This window comes from Saccharospirillaceae bacterium, assembly GCA_022448365.1.
Classification (GTDB): domain Bacteria; phylum Pseudomonadota; class Gammaproteobacteria; order Pseudomonadales; family Oceanobacteraceae; genus Bacterioplanoides.
Genome location: JAKVCS010000001.1, coordinates 747,994 through 767,685 on the forward strand (window position 1 = coordinate 747,994; position 19,692 = coordinate 767,685).

The following is a 19,692-nucleotide window of genomic DNA, read 5'->3' on the forward strand; positions in this document are numbered from 1 at the left end:
AAAAACGGAAGATATAAAAAACCCCGCTAGCTGAGAAGTTAGCGGGGTTTTTATGTCTCAGGCTCATTTCTCGTTCCCACGCTCCGCGTGGTTACGCAAGCGAATAGAAAAATCAAAGAGATTGCTAATCCTGCAGTGCTTTCTCCAGCAGATGAAACACATAAGGAGCCCCGCATTTCATTGGAGCGCGGAGAATGTCATGATCATTAACAATCACACTTAACAACCTATATACTTTATTTACACCATCAACAACGTCATCGACGTATTTAAATCCTGGTAAGTATTTTTCCTTTTCCCTAAAAAATGACAGATCCTGATGAGCTAAATATTTATTACGAACAACTAGAAGCTCGCTGCGAGCAGGTTTAATCTGTTGATCGTAAATATTTTTAATTTCAGAGTAACGAGAGTGAGATTCAACACACTCACTTCTTAGAAAGTAATCTAACGTTAGATTTTTATTTATTCCATTACGTCCAGACTCGCCGTTATCTGTCATTTTGCACGCAAGAATGATCAAGTGACCATATAATTCATCGAACAGCATTTTAAAAAAGTTTAGTTCGTGATCATTAATAAGCTGAACCCTGCCATCATCCCAATAGATTTTTTTGAACTCCTCACGCAGGTTAAAAGCTCGCCTTAAAACATTTCCAAATGCATCAAGATCTGTTTTTAGCAGCTCACTTTCTTCACTCACCGGATGCTCCTTATTCATAACGTATACTCCAACCCACTTTCAATATCAGGTGCTATCAAATCTAGTAATAAAACTTACCAGCCAGCCTCATTCATCTCATCATCAAGCCCCTCAAGATATTCTTCAGAAACATCTAATGAATCAAATATTCCAGGTTTCTGATGTTTAACCATCATTGGCTTAAAGCCCTTTCCATATGGATAACCTCTACGATCACCATATTCACTTCTTTTCAAAAATCCTTCCTGAATTCCAGACCATGTATGTTTATTCACATATAGATAAGCAAGCTCATCTTTTTTATCAATTAAATCCAATAACGCCTTTTTGGTAGTTACGGAAACTACCTTTCCTTTACTGGGTCGATTCGAAACTTTATTAAAAAAGTAGCTATAGTGATAACTATCAATACCCTCAAGGTATTTTGTCCTCCAGTACCCAGGTGGAAGAACCTGAATGCCGAATTCGCCTAGCTGCTTGGAATATATTTCCCTGAAGCAAAGATTCATCTTTCCAGAGCAGAATGGCTCACCGGTTTTAAAATCCTGCGCCACAACTTCCGTTGACTGACTGCCTTGCTGCGTTATCGCCGCGGTCTTTGAAGAACTCTTAACCACGACTTTTTCTGGAGAGTCTGCAACAAAGCCCACTTTGAAGCTGCCTGAAAGCGAACACCTGATTAATCCAGATTCAGCATCAAAGCTGACGCTCTCTTGCTTCTCGACCAATCGCGCAAAAGCTTTTGTCGTAACCAACCGGTCCTCGTGGTGCTGAGCACCGCTATTGCTGGCAACACTCGAAAACTCAGATTCAACCTGCACAGTCGCCGATTGCGCAGCATCTCTGCGAGCATAATCCAATGCCATCTCACATGCTTTTAGCTTGGTGTCAGATACACCAACACCTTTAGAACTAATGATTTCCTGAGAAGCGTTTAAAGAAGTAGAAAAGCCAGCTAGCGTAAGCAACGCTGCAACCAAGTTAAGAGGAGAAGCCATACCAATTCCCTTTAAGTAATGGCCCATTGATAACATATTTATTACTTTAATTCAGCCCAACGCCCGCATAACTGCTTCCGGCTCTTTAGCAACTACATTCAACAAGGCTAATGCAGGCTCCTGCGGAGTGCGATCTCCACGCTCCCAGTGACGCAGCGTTGCCACGCTGATCCGTAACTTATCTGCAAACTGAACCTGAGTTAAGCCCAGACTTTTACGCATCTTGGCCACATCTATCAGCGGTAGTTTGTAACTTGTAGATTCAACGTCTTTGCCATCGACTAGGTCGATTGCTTCCTGTAGGCCATCGGCGATGCTTTGGAATTCTTTGCTCATTTCATTATTCGTTCATGCAGCACGAGAAAACCAATGTAATCCAATGGATTACTAAAGAAAAAATATTTTTTACTATATCAAGCTGCAATCTCTGGGGTTCGCTCCACTCACCCCAGCCTACGAATGTAGCGGCGGTTTAACAATTAAAGAATGTGGACAGGTAGGTTGGGTGGAGCAACGCGATACCCAACTACAAGCCAAATTAATAGTGGTATCGAAGCTGCGCTATCAGCACAGCACCGTCTTCCACCTTATAAACCAACCGGTGCTCATCATTAATCCGGCGCGACCAATAACCCGCTAAGCCATGCTTCAGAGGCTCTGGCTTGCCAGTGCCTTCAAACGGTGTGCGCTGAATCTCTTTGATTAGCGCATTAATCCGTTTCAGCATTTTCTTGTCGGTGGATTGCCAGTAGAGGTAACTTTCCCAGGCTTTGCTGGAGAAGATCAGCTTCATCTTTCGATCACTCAATCTTCGAGTAGAGCGCGCTCTGTACCCTGCCCATTCTCTAACTCAGCAATCGATTCCAGCAGATTGCGGGCGTTGGCCGGTGAGCGTAACAAATAGGTGGTTTCCTGCATGGCTTGATAGTCTTCCAGAGACATCATCACCACAGGTTCTTCACTTTTACGAGTAATAATCACCGGAGCATGGTCGTTACAGACCTGCTCCATGGTTTTCGCCAAGTTGGCGCGGGCAGCGGTATAACTGATAGCGTCCATCGTTTCTCCATCGCGCCTTCAGGCTCGATTCATACTGTACATCATTCCGTACAGGTTAAATTTTAACCATGAAAAAATCAATCCCCTGGCTCACTCCAATTACCCCATCCTACGCCTGTATTAGATGCAACCAGCTTCATTATCAAACACAACCAAAAGTTGCCATATGCAATTCCAAAGCATATATTTGATAAATACAACTCATATCGGGTGATCTATGCAGGCAGCCATGCAACCAAACGAGGAACTGGTGATTGCCAAAGCGGTGATCAACGCCAGTGATGAGCTGGGTCTCGCGCGCGGTGAGCTGGCTCAGGTTCTCGGTATTGACCCGTCCCAGGTCAGTCGTTTAACCCAGCGTGGTGTTAAGCGTTCCAGCAAACAATGGGACATCGCACTCTACGTTATCCGTATCGCCCGTGCCCTGTTTGCCCTGAATAACGGCGATAAGGACAACACTCAACACTTTATGAAAACCCCAAACCGCGTTCTGCAGCTGACGCCGAAAGAAGCGTTAAAAGATCTGGCCGGCTTAGTGCGGGTACTGAACTTCGTCGACGCAATGCGCGGCAAGGTTTGATGACAGATCTCCGTAACCTGATTGAGCAGCAACGTGATCTCCTCTGCGGCAAGTTATACCGGATGGTGGAAAATCAGGAACAGGTCGCGACCCGCCGACTGGTCGATAACGCTGCCGAGCATGATTTGCTGGAAAGCATCCTGGAAGAGAGCAAACCGCCCTATCATCTGGATACGCCAGACGGCATGGATTATCTGCTGAAAACGCCATTTCGTTATCCACCCCTGAAATACGGATCGCGCTTCGGCACGATCAACGAAGCGGGTATTTTCTACGGTGGAATCCATCCAGAGGTAGTGATTGCCGAGGTCGCTTATTATCGCTTTGTGTACTGGTATTCACCGCAGGAGCCATTTCCGCAGCCAATTCAGTCGCAACACACATTGTATTCGGCCAGATTCAAAACTGATGCTGGAGTGGATTTAACCGGAGAAGCGTTTACGCAATACAAGGAGCTGCTCACTTCTCCTAGTGACTACCGGTTTACCCAACAACTGGGAAGCCTGATGCGTCAGCAGGACATCGAAGCCTTTATCTATCAATCGGCGAGAGATCCGCAGGCTGGCGCCTGTATTGCTCTGTTTACCCCTGAAGCTCTGGATACGCTGAAGCCAGATTTGCAGGCTGATTATATGTGTGATGTCGATGGTGAAACCGTCAGCATGCGGCGCAACGGACAATTTGAGTCACTGCGTTTTGCACTATCGGATTTCCAAATTGATCACCAGCTACCGATGCCTGCCTGAAATTCTCGGCTTTGAGTCATACTTCTGGCACTTACATCCTTAGAATTAGACATAAAAGGCCATAAGAATACGTCTTCCTAATCGTGCTGAGACTTTTTCAAAAGAGGGGCTTCCATGACTAACTGTCTGGTGACGGACTGCACGAGGCGTTTCAAGCGCTTATATGACGTCAATGACAGCCGCTTTTAACATCCTTTTACTACACTGAATGAACATTCAATTGATACAATGCCTGCCCATTTTTTCGACGAAGCTCCTCCATGAAACGCGCCCTACTGCTGCTACTGATGTTTTTACTACCAACCACCGTGGCTGCCAACAGCTGCACAACGGTGCGTTTTGGTGTCGTTGACTGGACTGATGTACAGGCAACTACCGCCACGGCAGAGCAATTACTGACCCGGCTGGGATACGAAGTCGAGACTGAATTGCTGTCGGTCCCCGAGGTTTATCAGAAATTATCCGGCGGAGAACTGGATGTCTTTCTGGGAAACTGGATGCCAACCATGGAGCCGATTATTCAGCCTTACCTGTTAAATAAGAGTGTCGATGTACTGGGCAAAAATCTCAGCGGCGCGAAATATACGCTGGCAGTGCCAGACTACGTTTACGATGCTGGCGTCCGCTCGTTCGCTGATATTGTGCGCTTTAAGGATCAGTTCAAAAATAAGTTATACGGCCTGGAAAAAGGTAATGACGGTAATGCTCTGCTTCAGCAAGTGATTGCTAAAAACGATTTTTCACTGGGTAACTTTTCGCTGGTCGAGCTGCCGGAGCGGTTGATGTTGTATCAGGTAAAACGACACATTCGTGACGGCGACTGGATTGCGTTCCTTGCCTGGGCACCACACCCGATGAATGAAAACTTCGATATCCGTTACCTGGCCGGTGGCGATGCCTACTTCGGTCCGGATCTGGGTGGTTCGACTGTGTATACCAACACCCGGGCAAACTTTCGCCGCGACTGCCCTAACGTTGCCAAATTACTCGATAATCTCGAGTTCTCTTTGGAGATGGAGGGTGAGGTGATGAATATGATGTTAGGTGAGTTTGTTCCCGGCGATCGTGCCGTGCGCGACTGGATGTTCCGCAATCCGACTGCACTTAATGGCTGGCTGAATGGTGTGACCAACCAACAGGGGAAAGCCGTTAATCCAGGCCAACTGGCTGAGAGGATGCAGCTGACCTTTTCGAACTAGCGACAATCTGAGCAGGCGCGGCTCCCTGGTCACGCCTGCCTGCTCTCGTTTGCTGAATAAATTCCCCAGGCACTCAGGCCCGCCAGCAGAACACCTGCTGAGGCAACCATAAACGCACCAAATGCATCGTTAGAACCAGGCTCCAGAGTTAAGGCAACCTGCATAGCGATAGCAGACAGTCCAATCATTGCTGCACTGGTCACGTAACCCATAGCCCGCACCGGTTTACCACCCACATCACTCAATGCCGCAGCAGTCGCCAACCACGCTATCAACATCAACAAACGAAGAAACTGAAAGCCCTGGAAAAGCATTGCGACCAGCGACAGGATGGCAAGAATAACAAAAACAGTGGCTAATGATTTTCTCAGCATATTCATAGATTCTCTCACGCTCGTAGCGATGTTAATTACAACGTCCAGAATGAGGATAACAGTCCACTGCCACCAAGGGCAGCATCTGTACCCTTCTTACCGTTTCCTGAACCTGAGTTGACGAATGCACCTCAACCAACGCCGGGCTAAAACACTGGCTGTCGCCAGCGAAATTCGTTAGCGTGTCAGCCTTCGCCTTTTTGGTTAGCCATTTCAATAACAAGGATCGATATGTCTTCGGATAAGACCGCCCAGGATATTCTCAATGCCCCGGTTACGCCGCTGTTTTTTAAGATGGCAATGCCTATCATTCTGGGTTTGTTAGTCAACGGTTTATACAACTTCGTTGATGCTATTTTTATTGCCCGTGCGGTCGGTACCGATGGTATTGGTGGCGTTACTGCCGCTTTTCCGATTCAGCTGATTCTGATCAGCATCAGTGCCATGATGGGGAGTGGCGTAGCCTCTGTTCTTTCACGTCGTCTGGGGGCTAATGAGGACGATGATGCCAACCGGATATTTAATGCATCGGTGTTTCTGGCATTCTCAGTCGGCCTATTTTTTTCGATCGTTGTCAGCTTTTTTAACCGCGATATATTCATTTTATTGGAATTACCGTCTGCGATTCGTGATTACTCAATCGAATACCTTCAGCCTATCGCATTATTTTCAGTCATCAGTTTTTGTTATGGAACCTTAAGTGACTCTATCAGGGCACAGGGATTAAACAATCACATCTTTTTTATGATGGTGCTGTCGTCACTATTGAATATTTGTCTGGATGCTCTGTTTCTGTTTGTTTTCGAATGGGGTGTTGCCGGTGCGGCATGGGCAACCGTGATTGCGCTGTCCACATCATGTGCATACGCAACGCGACTGATTTTCAGTGGCCAACATCGAATTCGATTTAATCGTCGTTACATCCGTCCAAATATAGCGGTTCATAAAGAAACCATGACACTTGGCATTCCGATTTTTATGTCGTATGCCGGTTACGGTCTGATGCTGTTAATTGTCAATATCGCTATTGTGATGGTGGCACAACAAAATGCCGAGCTGTTAATCAGTGCTCACGGTATTTTAAACCGTACGTTAATGCTGATTTTTCTGCCTGTTCTGGGGATGATGATCGCGTTTCAAACGTTTGCCGGGTTTAATTTTGGTGCCCGAAAATTATCCAGAATTGGTCAAGGGCTTAAGGTTGCCCTGACTGTGAGTACCCTATATTGCCTGATATGGACCGTCGTGATGCTTTATATTCCGCATTACCTGTATGTATTGTTCAGCGAAGATCAGGCGTTGGTAAATACCGCCGCTAAAATCTCAACCGTCGTGTATTTATTGTTTGTCACCAAGGGAATCGCTCAGATCTGTCCGGCGCTGTTTCAGGCCATGGGCTATGCCAAACCGTCTGCCTGGTTAAATGCACTACATACTTATGTACTGCTAATTCCGGTGTTATTGCTGAGCATACAGTTATGGCAAAGCGATGGGATCTGGTGGACCTTCCCGATGATTGATGCCATTGCCGTCATTATTATTGCCACTTACACCTGGCTCTTTATGCGACAGTTCAACCTGAAAGTTCAGCAAAGTAACGGCTTCTAACCACAGCACTATCACTGGCACTCTGGTATCGCTGAGCTAAGGTCTTACAGATCTTTAGTAATTCCCCCTGCCCTGCGGAGGCCAGATATGCCGTTAGTTCGCCTTATTTATGCCAGCAAGAAAACAGACGAGTGGAATGAATCAGAAATTGAATCGCTGATTAAGACCTCGCAGGAACGCAATCATCGGCACCTGGTTACCGGTTGTCTGTGTTTTAACCGCAAATATTTTATGCAGTGCCTGGAAGGATCACGTTCTCAGGTAAACCTGATTTACAACAGCATTACCCGCGACAAACGCCACAAAGAGGTGGAGTTGTTGTGCTATCAATACATCGATGAACGCGACTTTGGAGAATGGGATATGCATTACGTTCCGGACTCACGAATTACCCAGGAGCTTATTCTGCGTTTCTCCGGAGTAAATGATCTTGATCCATACCTGATGACTAACACAGGGGCACTACGTTTCTTAAAAGAAGCGGTGAAACAAACCAGCGGCAGCGGTATGTAATCCAGTGGCTTGCAAATGCATCGGGTGGTGCAGACTGAATCAGAAGTTCCATCAATACTTTCATTACTGGCCGCAAACGCTTTCAGCAAAGCAAAAAAGTAGTATTGCCAGAAAAACTTCTCCCTCAGGTTGCGATCGGGCGTTTGATTGGCCCGCATTGATGTAAACACCTGATAATTATATGGGTAATCACGCAATTTTTTAGGGACTGTCTAATCTTAAGGACAAATCGAGCAGTTACCCGGATCGAAGATGAAATCACTTCCCCTGAAAAATAAGCTTCTGGCAACCACTCTGGCGATCATAGTTCTATTGGCAGCCACCATGAGCTGGCAAACCAATAATGGCATTTCTGATCTGAGCGACCAGGTATCCAGCAATGCCGAGAATAATCTTTCACAGGCGGCAATAGAGCGCATTCGGGCTTCTGCAGACGCTTACAGCGAACGCATGGCTGGCTACATCAACTCAACTTATCGTATTCCAACAACCTTAGCCGGGGTGATTCAGGCATCACCCTCATCTGATAATCCAATGACACGACAGCAAGTCAGCCGTCTGATTGGTGATGCATTGGCAGTCAATCCGGATGTGAGTTCGATGTACGCCCAGTTTGATGCCAATGGTTACGATAATAACGACGATGCGTTCGTCAATTCAGGTTTAAAACACTCCACTGAAGACAGCGGCTCATTAGAAATCTATTGGGTACGTAACCCGGATGGCAGCCTCAGTCAGGAGAAGGTCGATAACGCTGAAGAAAAATATGCAGACGCTAAAAATGAGTTTGGTATCCGCGAATCAGAGTGGTATCTGTGCAGCAAAGACAGCCTTCGTCCCTGCGCCATGGAACCCTACATGTATGAAATCCGCCCCGGTTACAATGAATTAATGACCAGCCTGACGGTGCCGGTTGTCATTAACGGTACGTTTCGGGGCCTCGTTGGTACCGACGTTAATTTACCCATATTTCAGAAGCTGGTCGAACAACTCAGCGCTTCACTCTACGGCGGCCAGGCCAAAGTAACGCTGTTATCGTCTATGGGGTTTGTTGCCGCCTCCAGCCATTATACGGAAAAATTAACCCGCCCCTTTACTGAATCAATGCCGCAACTGGGTCAGCAATTACAATCACTGCATGAAAGCGACGGTGTCTTACAAACCGATACCCGTATTTTTGTGTCATCACCGATCACCATCAAGGCCGCCAACAGCCAGTGGTCTTTGGTTATTGAGCTGCCGAAGGCGGTTGTTCTGGCTCAGCTGACAGAGCTGCAACAATTAATCGCTAACGAGAAATCAGCGGTACTGGGCGCTCAGCTGATCACCGCTGTGGTTTTAACCATCGTTGCGTTTATTGCCATTGGCTTGCTGGTGCAGAGTATTGTCAGACCGTTGAGCCAACTGAATCAGCAAGTCCAGCAACTGGCCAGTAATAACGGTGACCTGACCCAAACCCTGACGCTGGATACCCACGCAGAACTGATCGAACTCAGCCATGGCTTTAATCAGTTTATGCTGAAGCTGCGCGATATGATTGAGGCATTAAAACAGGTCGGTCATGAAGTCCGCGGTGCGTCCGATCAAAATCGTTCCATCAGCCAGACAACACGGAAAAATACCGATAGCCAGCAACACGAAGTGGATAATGTGGTGACCGCAACTCAGGAAATGTCGGCCACTGCCATGGAGGTTTCCCGTATTGCCCAAGACACCTCAGACCGGACTCAGGAAGTGCAGGCCACGGTGGTTGAATCTCAGCGCAATCTATCCACCGCGGTTGATAGCGTGCTTGAACTGTCTTCAAACATGAACACCGCCAGCGAGTCAATCTCTCAGGTTGCGGCACGTTCCGATGACATTAACCGCATTATGGTGGTGATTCGTTCGATTGCAGAACAAACCAACCTATTGGCACTTAATGCCGCCATTGAAGCAGCGCGTGCCGGTGAACAAGGCCGGGGGTTTGCAGTCGTTGCCGATGAAGTGCGAACTCTGGCATCGAAAACTCAGGAATCAACCGAAGAAATCGACGGTATGATCGTCAGCCTGCAAGACGAGGTCAACAAGGCCGTTAATATCATTAACAACGGCACGCAGCAGGCTACCGGCAGTATGGAGACCACCCGCCAGGCACACACTTCGTTGCACCAGGTAGTGGAAGCCATTACAGAAATTACCGATCACATCAGTCAGGTTGCCACTGCGGCAGAAGAACAAAGTTCCGTCAGTGAGGAGATTTCCCGCCACCTGACGAATATCGGTGATGCAGCACAGGCACTTGCCGGCCTCGCTCAGGATGCCAACCAAAGTAGTCATCACGTGACCGACCAACTTAATGTATTGGATCAGCAACTGAATGCATTACGTACCTGATTCATATTCCGTGAAATAAAAATGCCCGCTCTGTTAGCGTTCCGTGTGCATGAACACTAACAGGCGGGCATTGTTACTTCGTTGTGTTAAAAACGATACAAGGCACTCAATTACAGGCTAACAGCGTTGAATACCTGCTCAGACATGCTTGAGTTCTCCGAATTTTTCACAGTATGGTAAGTGCTTTTCCATAACCACCAGCCACTGCTGCGGCTCTTGGTTGCTACGGAAAAATTCACACCCTGCTGTAAATTATTAGCGGCATAGCTCAGCTCAACGCCACGTTGGTCACCTATGGTACCGCCGTGATGCGTATTACTACCCATCAGCACCGGATAATGATTCACGTAAAGGCCTTTAGGAGCGCTAACACTGGTTTTTTTACCGTCCAGTGCGCGGTAGTTCACACAACTGTCGATACCTTCGATACGGTTACCACCACAGGCCGAGTGCAGAGATACCACGCCATCGTCTGTACCCGGTAAGAATGGCCCGGTTACACCCAGATATTCATTACCACCACCGACAAAACGTAAACGCGGCACATCAGATGCACCAATAGCGGTTTGACGTGCCACTGTTGGTCGCAGATCCTCCAGCACCCCGAGTTTCTCAGGCGTTACGGTAAAGCCCAAAAACGCGTTAACCGCTGCGCGAATCGGTGCCGTCAGCCAGCTGTTGCTACCCGCGACATCAATAGCTAACTGCGCTAATTCGGAACCACCACCCGCGCCAGCAAAGTCCAGCACAGCCAGAACATTCAATGGTTGCAGACCCGCTGCTTCGGTCCAGATTTCCTGTTGATCGAGTAACATACGCGTTACCAGATCGCCAGTAGAATGGGTCACGATGACACAGCCCTGATTACAAAAACCTGAGCGTGACCAACCGATCACTTTATCGTAGGCCGCTTCAGCAATACCCTGCTGTAACCGCTGTTTCGAACTCCAGTCAAGTCTGTCATCAGCATGCTGTGCCCAGAACGCCGACCAATAATTGGCTCCGTCCTGTTCCACCTGGCGATCATCAATGCTGGCTTGCATTAATTGGCCCGGCTGTAAGCCGTGCACCAGAATGACATTCTTTCCCGCCAGTTGGGCCTGAACCGGTAAACTGCATAAAAAGCACAGTGCCAGCCAATAACGCCACAATGACGAACGTGTTTTGCCTTGCTTATCGAGCATAAGGATTCCCCTTATTATTTTTATTAAGTTGAGAACTGGACCATGTTACTGGGCCAGGTTTTTCAGAAATTCTGCCCGGGCGATCACCTGGGCATTCTGAAACGGTCGATCATCAAACAGCGCCGGGTTAACCTGCTTGATAACATAGGAAGGTTCGCGACTGATTCCCCAACCAATAACACCATCTCCGGGGCGCGCGGGGATTCTTCGCAACTGAAAACTTTTAATGACCAGATCCTGCCTTGGTCCTAGCCCGGCAAGAAGTGACCCGTGTACCTTCAGCTCGATCATGCCGGTGGAAGAAGCAATTTTGGCTTTTCCCTGAAGATAGGCGATCGGTTGATTCTGTTCCGTAAACAAAGCCGCAGCCAATTTGTAGTAACCGCTTTTTGCTTTTTTAATATCCACCGGAATAATTAATTCATTGTCGTCCACATGCGATGTTTTCACTCCAGCCACTTCAGCAACCGGATCAAATACCTGAAACGGCGCGCTGTAATTCAGTTGTTGGCCATCAACAAAAACCATCTGCGCATTAACCGATGCTTCCTGCGGCCAACTATCAGGCACGATTATCTGAGCCTGCCATTGATTCCCCTGCGACTGTTCTGAAAGACGGCTGGATAATTGTTGCAGTGTTTTTTTCTGGCGATCAATAACGGTAATTTTCAACTCACTGATCTGACTTAATAAAGCATCATCAGCAATCAGTGATACCTGCGCAGACAATGTTTCTCCGACACGATAGCGAAAGTGATCAAGATCAATACGCAGTTCACCGTTGAGACCCAGCGGCTGTAGAGATTGAGAAATCTCAGCTCCCTGGTTGGGGTAAATCAGCTCCAGCTGGTGATCGGATAGAGGTAGTGAATAAGATGGCCACTGATTCTGACGCTGATATTGCTGAGCGACCTGACGCAACACAGGCTTCAGAGGTGCCGCCAGGGGTGACCCGCTTTCCATAGGTTTGGATTCTGCTGTCAGCGTTACCGTAGTGGTTTGCACGGGCATCGAGTCGGCAGTAACCACCAACGGAGACTCAGGCATCAGTTGCAACACCACCGTTATAACCAGTATCAGCCCTGCGGCTATCAGAAAAAATCGAGGCATATCTCACAGTTATTGTTATTAAACGACTTCCAGCATACGCCTGAGATTCATCAGGAAAAACCGCAGGAATGGAGTAAAAGAGTCATTAATCGAAGGGGTAAAAAAAGACTAAAGATAAGGAATGAGTCAGATACGACATTTTAAAGAATTAATTTCGTTAAAAATTCTGTCCCCCGGAAGATTTATGCGAATAGCGCATCAATTGGCCCACAAGGTAGCTACAACCATCAACATGCATTCACAATAACACTACATTTTTTAACAAGAAAAGTGGTCAGAGAAACACCTCAAAATAGTGTTGGTGAAGCTTTTATCGTCGCTGTCGCAGAGAAAGGTAATATAAAGTGGGATTCTTATTTCTCATGGATCAATAAGCGAACCATTTATCCGATGCGGATATCACCGGATACACACGTTTAATAACAGACATAGCCCCCCACGCTTAGCCATATTCGCCGCTGTTTTGGCTGACATTTTGGCTCTTGGTATTCATTTTTCTACCTCCCTATAAACCTAGACAGTCCGGGCCATCGACATTACCCGGTCATAACCTGCCCAGCTGTTTTTCATATTACTTAAGCCCCCTGCTTCATTGTCGGCCAATAAAAAGATACGTCAGTTTCGTTTTACCTAAGCCCGTTAGCACCACGCTGAAGTGTCCACAAGCCAACAGGATCAGCCCTGATGCTGCGGGAAGGTATCAATTATGGTCGGAAAATCCCGTGTTTTATGAGTTACATAACGATTCAATTTTTGACAGTTCCTGTTATCAAAGGCTTTTGCGTAACGCTTTTTTTGTACCAATAATATAATCAACAAAAATATATGAGTGGTCTGACTTTGCTCACTACCGCACGCCTCTGGATGACGCCCTATCTGCTACCTGTTCTGGTGCTCTGTGCAGTGCTGATTTGCCTGCCACTGATGCCACAGTTGAATAGTCGTTATTGGATGCCGTTACAGCAGCTACCCTATATTTTTGCTGGCGTAATCATCACTCTGGCGCAACTGTTTAATCAAGGCAGACTGGCCAATCAGGCATTATTGATTACTGCCAGCTTCGCACTGATACAGACGCAGCTACAGGTCAACCTTGAGGCTAATGCCAAGTATGAGATTTACTACTGGCTGAGCATAATGATTCCATTGAACCTGGTGGTTATTCGCTTACTACCGGAGAAGCGCCCGCTGTCATTGCCCGGCTGCGCCTACCTGTTCATTATGCTGATTCAGGCACTGATGCTGACCAATCTGGAAAGTTTGTTTGCTTCATTGCCACAGCTGCAAAATGTCATCGCACTGGATGTAACCTGGCAACGTGACTTGCCCATACAACTGCAAACATTTCTGGAGAATGGCCATCTTGGGTTACTGCCACTGATGTCGGTAGCTGTCTCGCTATTAGTACTGCTACTGTGTACCCGCGCTCCGCGCCATAATGATCTGGTGTTGATTACACTGGCCCTGATGTTTGCCGGGATGTTTTACCAGTTCGCCACTCCTCATATCTCCGTATTGATTTCATCGTTTGCGATGCTGTTACTGTTCACGAATCTGATGATGAATAATCACCGTCTGGCATTTATCGATGAACTCACCGGCCTGCCAGCGCGCCGCGCACTGCTGAGCGACCTGGATCATCGCTGGGGGTCATATTGTCTGGTCATGGCTGATATCGATCACTTCAAACAGTTCAACGATACCCACGGTCACGATGTGGGTGATGATGTGCTGCGTTTGGTTGCGCAACAACTGAGTCAGGCTCAGGGCGGGGGTAAAGCTTATCGCTATGGCGGAGAGGAATTCACTCTGGTATTCCCGGTAGCCGACGACCTGCTTTGCCAGTCGTACGTCGAAGAATTACGCAAACGGATTGAAAACTATCCTCTGGTAATCCGCAACCGCAAGAGTCGTCCGGAAGACCACAACAAAGGCCAACAGCAGCGCAACACCGGGGGCTGCAATCAGACGCTACACGTCACCCTGAGTTTTGGCGTTGCCCAACGCCGTCGTGGTGAAGGCACAGATGCCTTGTTCAAACGGGCTGATCTCGCTCTGTATGAAGCGAAGGAGCAAGGACGCAACCGGGTTCAGCTGGCAAAACGCTGAGTTTTTTCCGGCGATCATTCACATCTTGATCGCGGGTCGATTATCATATCCGTCCTCAGTAACCAGCCGGAACCCGATGTGGAAACGTTTCAGGACATATACGACCGTGCCGCCCACCGAAAAGGCGGCGAAGCTGTTATCGAATCATTATTATCAGCGCCACTCAGCGCCCGTCAGCTGCGCAATCTCAGTGGCGATGACTGGCTGGAAGAGTTCACTCGTAAAATCTTTCAGAGTGGCTTCTACTGGCAGGTTATCAACAATAAATGGACGGGCTTCCGCGAAGTCTTCTGGGATTTTAACATCGACAAGCTGCTGCGTATGCCACCAGAAATGCTGGAAGAAAAATCCACCGATGAACGCATAGTCCGAAATTATAATAAAGTAAAAACCGTACCGATTAATGCGGCCATGATTTACTACCATCAGCAGGATCATGGCCAAGCGTTCGTTGACTTTATTGCCGATTACCCAACCGATCAAATTATCACGTTATGGGCCCATCTTAAAAAGCATGGCGCACGTTTAGGTGGCAATACCGGCGTCTATGCTTTGCGCACGCTGGGTAAGGATACCTTTATTTTATCTCGCGATGTGGAAGCCTATCTTCGTGGTCATAAAATTATAGAAGGCGGTCTGCAAACTAAAAAATCCCTCAATGCAGCCCAGTATTTTTTTAATGATTTACAACAACACAGTGGCCGTTCGTTACAGGAGCTCAGTTACCTGATTGCCCTGAGCGTTGGCGATAACTACGTCGGGCTAGAACCCGCAGAATAACCGTGATAACCGATTAGCATGAACAAATTAAAACGCACCGAGATATTTACTCGCCTACGGGATGATAATCCCAACCCGGAGACTGAACTGGAGTACAGTTCTCCGTTTGAGCTGTTGCTGGCAGTCGCTCTATCGGCACAAGCAACGGACGTCAGCGTTAACAAAGCCACCCGAAAATTATTCCCGGTAGCCAACACACCTCAGGCCATTCTTGACCTGGGAGAAGACGGACTCAGGGAGTACATTAAAACCATCGGCTTATTTAACAGCAAAGCTAAAAATGCGATTAAAATGTGCCGGATGCTGGTTGAATTACACGCCAGCGAAGTGCCACAAGAGCGAAAACTGCTGGAAGCTCTGCCTGGTGTTGGCCGGAAAACTGCGAATGTGGTGTTAAACACTGCATTTAAACAACCAGTAATGGCCGTTGATACGCATATTTTCCGGGTGTCTAACCGCACCAAAATTGCACCGGGAAAAAATGTTGATGAGGTTGAAGAAAAATTAATGCGCTTTGTACCAAAGGAATTCCTGATGGATGCACATCATTGGTTAATTCTTCATGGACGTTACACCTGCATTGCTCGCAAACCTAAGTGTGGTTCCTGCATGATTGAGGATCTGTGTGAATTTAAAGAAAAAACCGAAGACTGAGTTTGAGCTGGTGATATTGTCAGAGCGGTATTCATACCTTTCGACAAAATCCGTATAACAAGAGAAAAACGATGAGAATTTTGCACACAATGCTGCGAGTCGGGGATCTGGATAAATCCATCGCCTTTTACACCGACGTGATGGGGATGAAATTGATTCGTAGCCGCGAGAATGAGGAATATCAGTACACACTGGCTTTTCTTGGCTATGGTGATGAAAGTGACGGTGCCGTGATTGAACTGACCTACAACTGGGGCACTCATCAGTACGATTTAGGCAATGCTTATGGACACATTGCCATTGAAGTCGAGGATGTTTATGCAACCTGTGAAGCGATTCGCAAACATGGTGGCAACGTTACCCGTGAAGCGGGCCCGGTAAAAGGCGGTAAAACCGTTATTGCTTTTGTTGAAGACCCGGACGGCTACAAAATTGAACTGATTCAAACCAAAGGTTCGTTGGAAACAAAATCATAGACAACAATTACTGGTTACGTCCATGCCACATCGCCTGAATCTTTTTCCACCAGGGTTCAAGCCGTTTTTCCCGGCTGAGAAAATGCTCCGCCTGGAAGTAAGCATTCAACAGGTGACCGTGGCTGGGCGCCTCGCCGTACAGCAGACGCCAGCGCCGCTCAGCCTCTTTTTGTAGTCGATAAAAAGTCTGATCGTAGGCCGTGTTACCACTGTAAAAATCTTGTTCATGCAATTGCACCGAAGTATCTCGTGGCAATTTACGCAGCTCGTCAACAAACCATTGAATCAGAGCTTCCGGTGGCTGGTTAATCACATCATCACCTCGGCAATCATAGTACTTTTCAGCTTACTGCCACAGAACCGACCTTGTCTATGGGAATAACCCGTCTGCTGAGGGCTTTGTTGGCCCTTCCAATGTTACTTAATGGTGTATCCGGACTTAAACGCACTCGGCTGCCGCTACAGCACTGGCCCAGGCCCACTGGAAATTAAAGCCACCAAGATGACCGGTGACGTCGAGTACTTCACCGATAAAGAACAGCCCCGGCTGCTGCTTCACTTCCATCGATTTTGACGAAATAAGATCGGTATTAACCCCACCCAATGCAACCTCCGCAGTACGATACCCCTCCGTACCCGAAGGTTTCACCTGCCACTGATGAATATTGTCAGCAACAGTATCCATATCTGCACCACTGAGTTGAGCCAGCGTTACCGAAGACAGCTCAGGGTGCTTTTGCTGCAGCCACAATTCAGCAAATTTTTGCGTAAAGAACTCGGCCAACCAGTTTTTTAAACTGACTTTGGGGCGCTGATGTTGTTGCTGCCTTAACCGCTCACTCAGACTTTGCGACGGTAACAAATCTATTTCAACGGCATCGCCTTCAGCCCAGTAAGACGAAATTTGCAGAATCGCCGGACCACTCAAACCTCGATGTGTAAATAACAAATCCTCGCTAAAGCTCTTGTTATTGCAACGAACGGCAACGTTCAAGGATGTGCCCGACAAAGACTCACATAAAGCCTTGTGATGATCGGTAACGACAAACGGAACCAGCCCGGCTCGGGTAGGGTATACGTCGAGATTAAACTGGCGGGCAATGTCATAGCCGAAGCCGGTTGCCCCAAGCGTAGGAATGGATGGTCCACCCGTCGCAATCACCAACGACTGACATTGAAGTCGGCCCGAAGATGTCTGCAGCTGATAACGCAGACCCTCGTCATTTGCATCATGGATGGGTTCTATCAGGTCAATCGATGTTTTCAGCTGAATACGGGCACCACCCAGCTGGCATTCATCCAGCAACATATTGAGAATATCGCTGGCTTTGTTATCGCAGAATAACTGGCCACCCTTCTTCTCGTGATACGCGATACCGTACTTATCGACCAACGCAATAAAATCCCACTGAGTGTAGCGACTCAGTGCTGATTTGCAAAAATGTGGGTTATGAGACAAATAGCGGTCAGGTTCTACGTAATAATTGGTGAAGTTACAACGACCGCCACCTGACATCAGAATTTTCTTACCGGCTTTATTGGCATGATCAAGCACCAGAACCTGACGTCCCCGCTGAGCGGCCTGGGCAGCGCACATAAGACCGGCAGCGCCGGCACCAATAATTATCACTTCGTATTTCTGCAGCATTTGGCCGTTACACTTCACTTTTATGACAAACAATCTGCTTGGCAGTACCAACCATGTGGCCTGCGCAACAGGGCTGGTATTATGCCACAGAAGAGTTCAGACACTTGTTTACAGAGGAATGATTGATGGAATTGTTTGACCGCCAGGGTCTGATGAAAGCGACTAAACTGTCACCACGAAAACTGGATATGTTGCTCTACCTGTTGAAAGGGCCAACTCTGAATCGCATCTACAGTCAGCTGACGAAAAAACAGGGCATCGACATGATTGAAGAGGCGTTGAATTTTCTCCAGATCCGCCTCAGTTATGACATGGAAGCACTGGCGCGTGAAATACCCGAGGAAGGTCCGTTTATTACAGTATCGAACCATCCCTTTGGTTTTCTCGACGGAATTATTCTATTACTGATCGTTGGCCGTAAACGGAAGGATTTTCGTGTCGTTGCTAATTTTCTGTTGAGTTATTTTGCTCCGATATCCGATCTGTTTATTACCGTAAATCCATTTGAAAATTCCGGTCCGAAACGCATGGGCGGCACCAAGAAGTCCCTGACTCAGCTGCAAGCCGGACTTGGTCTCGGTATTTTCCCCGCCGGAGAAGTTTCGACCTGGTATAAGGCTCAAAGTGGTATTCAGGATTGTGACTGGTCATTATCGAGCATGAAGTTAATCAAGAATGCACAGGTACCGGTTATTCCGATGTACTTTCATGGCCACAATAGCCGCAGCTTTCACCTGTTGGGTAAAGTGCACCCTGCTCTGCGTACCTTGCGGATCCCGGCTGAATTTCTTAAAAAACGAAACTCCACCATTCATATTGGTATCGGCGAGCGTATTGAACCGGCAGAGTTAAACAACCTCGAAGGCCCGGAAGCCATGCGGGAACTCTTACGCAGTAAGGTTTATACACAACAGAAAAAGTTAATTGATAACTAATCAGGGAGACAATAGAACCGCGACGTTCAATACTGCGGATGATTTAAAGAAGCTTCTTTACCGGCGCATAAGAACGGCGGTGAATATCGCACGGGCCGTGTTCCGCTAAGGCTTCCAAATGCGCTTTGGTGCCATAACCTTTGTGTTTCGCGAAACCGTATTCCGGATAGCGTTCATCCAGTTTGACCATTTCACGGTCACGCTGCACTTTAGCCAGTACCGACGCGGCAGAAATGGCCGCCACCAGCGCATCGCCTTTGATAATGGCAGTGGCTTGAATATCCAGTTCAGGCAGCCTGTTGCCATCGATTAATGCGTGCTGACAAGATTCCTGCAAACCATTCACTGCACGACTCATGGCGAGCATGCGGGCATTAAGAATATTCATACGATCAATTTCTTCGACAGTGGCGCGAGCAATGCAATAGTCAATGGCCTGCTGACGAATTTCATCGAATAACCGTTCGCGTTTTTTTTCCGTCAGCTTTTTTGAGTCGGTTAATTCCGGAATCGGTTTATCCGGATCAAGTATCACTGCCGCCGCAACAACATCACCACACAAGGGGCCTGCACCAGCTTCATCGACACCACAATAAACCACAGCATGATCGATTAAACGCTGCTCTACCTCGGTCTTTAC

The 19,692-nt window shown here is 47.6% G+C and carries 22 protein-coding genes; 11 read left to right on the forward strand and 11 right to left on the reverse strand.

The features are described from left to right. Positions 1-124 precede the first annotated feature (124 nt). The 5 genes from MK185_03425 to MK185_03445 all read right to left on the reverse strand — a co-directional run bounded on the left by MK185_03425 (position 125) and on the right by MK185_03445 (position 2,760). A complete protein-coding gene (locus MK185_03425; protein ID MCH2039669.1) occupies positions 125-721 on the reverse strand; it encodes a hypothetical protein in 597 nt (198 codons plus the stop codon). Positions 722-777: 56 nt separating this feature from the next. Beyond that, positions 778-1,701 (reverse strand): hypothetical protein, encoded by a 924-nt coding sequence (locus MK185_03430; protein MCH2039670.1) that lies wholly within the window; start codon positions 1,699-1,701, stop codon positions 778-780. A gap of 51 nt (positions 1,702-1,752) precedes the next feature. Then, a complete protein-coding gene (locus tag MK185_03435) occupies positions 1,753-2,037 on the reverse strand; it encodes a helix-turn-helix domain-containing protein (GenBank protein ID MCH2039671.1) in 285 nt (94 codons plus the stop codon). A 202-nt stretch (positions 2,038-2,239) separates the two neighbouring features. Continuing rightward, on the reverse strand, positions 2,240-2,494 hold the full coding sequence (locus tag MK185_03440) for a Txe/YoeB family addiction module toxin (GenBank protein MCH2039672.1): 255 nt from the start codon (positions 2,492-2,494) through the stop codon (positions 2,240-2,242). 11 nt (positions 2,495-2,505) lie between these two features. Then, on the reverse strand, positions 2,506-2,760 hold the full coding sequence (locus MK185_03445) for a type II toxin-antitoxin system prevent-host-death family antitoxin (protein MCH2039673.1): 255 nt from the start codon (positions 2,758-2,760) through the stop codon (positions 2,506-2,508). A gap of 229 nt (positions 2,761-2,989) precedes the next feature. On the opposite strand from MK185_03445, the gene MK185_03450 reads away from it, so the two are divergent. The 3 genes from MK185_03450 to MK185_03460 all read left to right on the forward strand — a co-directional run bounded on the left by MK185_03450 (position 2,990) and on the right by MK185_03460 (position 5,285). After that, positions 2,990-3,340 carry an MbcA/ParS/Xre antitoxin family protein gene (locus MK185_03450; protein MCH2039674.1) on the forward strand — a complete coding sequence of 117 codons (351 nt, stop codon included), beginning with the start codon at positions 2,990-2,992 and terminating at the stop codon, positions 3,338-3,340. Then, positions 3,340-4,086 (forward strand): RES family NAD+ phosphorylase, encoded by a 747-nt coding sequence (locus MK185_03455; GenBank protein ID MCH2039675.1) that lies wholly within the window; start codon positions 3,340-3,342, stop codon positions 4,084-4,086. The genes MK185_03450 and MK185_03455 overlap by 1 nt, the downstream gene beginning before the upstream one ends. Before the next feature lie 260 nt (positions 4,087-4,346). Beyond that, positions 4,347-5,285: a glycine/betaine ABC transporter substrate-binding protein gene (locus MK185_03460; GenBank protein ID MCH2039676.1), complete on the forward strand. Its 939-nt coding sequence runs from the start codon at positions 4,347-4,349 to the stop codon at positions 5,283-5,285. Positions 5,286-5,314: 29 nt separating this feature from the next. Here the strand turns inward: MK185_03460 and MK185_03465 are convergent, their stop codons facing one another. Further along, the gene (locus tag MK185_03465) at positions 5,315-5,665 is read right to left on the reverse strand and encodes a hypothetical protein (GenBank protein MCH2039677.1); all 351 of its coding nucleotides are present in this window, start codon (positions 5,663-5,665) and stop codon (positions 5,315-5,317) included. Positions 5,666-5,890: 225 nt separating this feature from the next. Between MK185_03465 and MK185_03470 the strand changes: the two genes are divergently transcribed. The 3 genes from MK185_03470 (at position 5,891) to MK185_03480 (ending at position 10,156) form a co-directional block, all read left to right on the forward strand. Continuing rightward, positions 5,891-7,267, forward strand: a complete 1,377-nt coding sequence (locus MK185_03470; GenBank protein ID MCH2039678.1) for an MATE family efflux transporter — start codon at positions 5,891-5,893, stop codon at positions 7,265-7,267. A gap of 87 nt (positions 7,268-7,354) precedes the next feature. Further along, positions 7,355-7,780, forward strand: a complete 426-nt coding sequence (locus MK185_03475) for a BLUF domain-containing protein (GenBank protein MCH2039679.1) — start codon at positions 7,355-7,357, stop codon at positions 7,778-7,780. Positions 7,781-8,032: 252 nt separating this feature from the next. After that, positions 8,033-10,156 (forward strand): methyl-accepting chemotaxis protein, encoded by a 2,124-nt coding sequence (locus MK185_03480; protein MCH2039680.1) that lies wholly within the window; start codon positions 8,033-8,035, stop codon positions 10,154-10,156. Positions 10,157-10,266: 110 nt separating this feature from the next. Here the strand turns inward: MK185_03480 and MK185_03485 are convergent, their stop codons facing one another. After that, positions 10,267-11,340, reverse strand: a complete 1,074-nt coding sequence (locus MK185_03485) for a hypothetical protein (GenBank protein MCH2039681.1) — start codon at positions 11,338-11,340, stop codon at positions 10,267-10,269. Positions 11,341-11,385: 45 nt separating this feature from the next. Further along, positions 11,386-12,450, reverse strand: a complete 1,065-nt coding sequence (locus tag MK185_03490; protein MCH2039682.1) for a hypothetical protein — start codon at positions 12,448-12,450, stop codon at positions 11,386-11,388. Positions 12,451-13,275: 825 nt separating this feature from the next. Here MK185_03490 and MK185_03495 point away from each other — a divergent pair. The 4 genes from MK185_03495 (at position 13,276) to gloA (ending at position 16,469) form a co-directional block, all read left to right on the forward strand. Further along, on the forward strand, positions 13,276-14,559 hold the full coding sequence (locus tag MK185_03495) for a GGDEF domain-containing protein (protein ID MCH2039683.1): 1,284 nt from the start codon (positions 13,276-13,278) through the stop codon (positions 14,557-14,559). A gap of 78 nt (positions 14,560-14,637) precedes the next feature. Further along, entirely contained in the window at positions 14,638-15,339 is a 702-nt protein-coding gene (locus MK185_03500; GenBank protein ID MCH2039684.1) for a DNA-3-methyladenine glycosylase I, read from the forward strand. Positions 15,340-15,357: 18 nt separating this feature from the next. Next, a complete protein-coding gene (nth, locus tag MK185_03505; protein MCH2039685.1) occupies positions 15,358-15,993 on the forward strand; it encodes an endonuclease III in 636 nt (211 codons plus the stop codon). A 71-nt stretch (positions 15,994-16,064) separates the two neighbouring features. Beyond that, complete coding sequence (gene gloA / locus MK185_03510; GenBank protein MCH2039686.1) at positions 16,065-16,469, forward strand: lactoylglutathione lyase; 405 nt, start codon at positions 16,065-16,067, stop codon at positions 16,467-16,469. A 7-nt stretch (positions 16,470-16,476) separates the two neighbouring features. Here the strand turns inward: gloA and MK185_03515 are convergent, their stop codons facing one another. Together MK185_03515 and MK185_03520 are read right to left on the reverse strand one after the other, a co-directional pair. Continuing rightward, on the reverse strand, positions 16,477-16,782 hold the full coding sequence (locus tag MK185_03515) for a hypothetical protein (protein MCH2039687.1): 306 nt from the start codon (positions 16,780-16,782) through the stop codon (positions 16,477-16,479). A gap of 126 nt (positions 16,783-16,908) precedes the next feature. Next, positions 16,909-18,117, reverse strand: coding sequence for an NAD(P)/FAD-dependent oxidoreductase (locus MK185_03520; GenBank protein ID MCH2039688.1), 1,209 nt, complete (start codon positions 18,115-18,117; stop codon positions 16,909-16,911). Between the two features lie 125 nt (positions 18,118-18,242). Here MK185_03520 and MK185_03525 point away from each other — a divergent pair, with 125 nt between their 5' ends. Continuing rightward, positions 18,243-19,052 (forward strand): lysophospholipid acyltransferase family protein, encoded by an 810-nt coding sequence (locus MK185_03525; GenBank protein ID MCH2039689.1) that lies wholly within the window; start codon positions 18,243-18,245, stop codon positions 19,050-19,052. A gap of 43 nt (positions 19,053-19,095) precedes the next feature. Here MK185_03525 and rnhB read toward each other — a convergent pair whose 3' ends face one another. Further along, positions 19,096-19,653, reverse strand: a complete 558-nt coding sequence (rnhB, locus tag MK185_03530) for a ribonuclease HII (GenBank protein ID MCH2039690.1) — start codon at positions 19,651-19,653, stop codon at positions 19,096-19,098. Positions 19,654-19,692: the final 39 nt, after the last annotated feature.

What these genes read in the sequence shown, in the direction of transcription:
- MK185_03465 (MCH2039677.1), bottom strand. Translation starts at nt 5,665, where the DNA reads ATGAATATGCTGAGAAAATCATTAGCCACTGTTTTTGTTATTCTTGCC.
- MK185_03475 (MCH2039679.1), top strand. Translation starts at nt 7,355, where the DNA reads ATGCCGTTAGTTCGCCTTATTTATGCCAGCAAGAAAACAGACGAGTGG.
- MK185_03435 (MCH2039671.1), bottom strand. Translation starts at nt 2,037, where the DNA reads ATGAGCAAAGAATTCCAAAGCATCGCCGATGGCCTACAGGAAGCAATC.
- nth (MCH2039685.1), top strand. Translation starts at nt 15,358, where the DNA reads ATGAACAAATTAAAACGCACCGAGATATTTACTCGCCTACGGGATGAT.
- MK185_03480 (MCH2039680.1), top strand. Translation starts at nt 8,033, where the DNA reads ATGAAATCACTTCCCCTGAAAAATAAGCTTCTGGCAACCACTCTGGCG.
- gloA (MCH2039686.1), top strand. Translation starts at nt 16,065, where the DNA reads ATGAGAATTTTGCACACAATGCTGCGAGTCGGGGATCTGGATAAATCC.
- MK185_03445 (MCH2039673.1), bottom strand. Translation starts at nt 2,760, where the DNA reads ATGGACGCTATCAGTTATACCGCTGCCCGCGCCAACTTGGCGAAAACC.
- MK185_03440 (MCH2039672.1), bottom strand. Translation starts at nt 2,494, where the DNA reads ATGAAGCTGATCTTCTCCAGCAAAGCCTGGGAAAGTTACCTCTACTGG.
- MK185_03520 (MCH2039688.1), bottom strand. Translation starts at nt 18,117, where the DNA reads ATGCTGCAGAAATACGAAGTGATAATTATTGGTGCCGGCGCTGCCGGT.
- MK185_03490 (MCH2039682.1), bottom strand. Translation starts at nt 12,450, where the DNA reads ATGCCTCGATTTTTTCTGATAGCCGCAGGGCTGATACTGGTTATAACG.
- MK185_03425 (MCH2039669.1), bottom strand. Translation starts at nt 721, where the DNA reads ATGAATAAGGAGCATCCGGTGAGTGAAGAAAGTGAGCTGCTAAAAACA.
- MK185_03485 (MCH2039681.1), bottom strand. Translation starts at nt 11,340, where the DNA reads ATGCTCGATAAGCAAGGCAAAACACGTTCGTCATTGTGGCGTTATTGG.
- MK185_03455 (MCH2039675.1), top strand. Translation starts at nt 3,340, where the DNA reads ATGACAGATCTCCGTAACCTGATTGAGCAGCAACGTGATCTCCTCTGC.
- MK185_03525 (MCH2039689.1), top strand. Translation starts at nt 18,243, where the DNA reads ATGGAATTGTTTGACCGCCAGGGTCTGATGAAAGCGACTAAACTGTCA.
- MK185_03460 (MCH2039676.1), top strand. Translation starts at nt 4,347, where the DNA reads ATGAAACGCGCCCTACTGCTGCTACTGATGTTTTTACTACCAACCACC.
- MK185_03495 (MCH2039683.1), top strand. Translation starts at nt 13,276, where the DNA reads ATGAGTGGTCTGACTTTGCTCACTACCGCACGCCTCTGGATGACGCCC.
- MK185_03450 (MCH2039674.1), top strand. Translation starts at nt 2,990, where the DNA reads ATGCAACCAAACGAGGAACTGGTGATTGCCAAAGCGGTGATCAACGCC.
- MK185_03430 (MCH2039670.1), bottom strand. Translation starts at nt 1,701, where the DNA reads ATGGCTTCTCCTCTTAACTTGGTTGCAGCGTTGCTTACGCTAGCTGGC.
- MK185_03470 (MCH2039678.1), top strand. Translation starts at nt 5,891, where the DNA reads ATGTCTTCGGATAAGACCGCCCAGGATATTCTCAATGCCCCGGTTACG.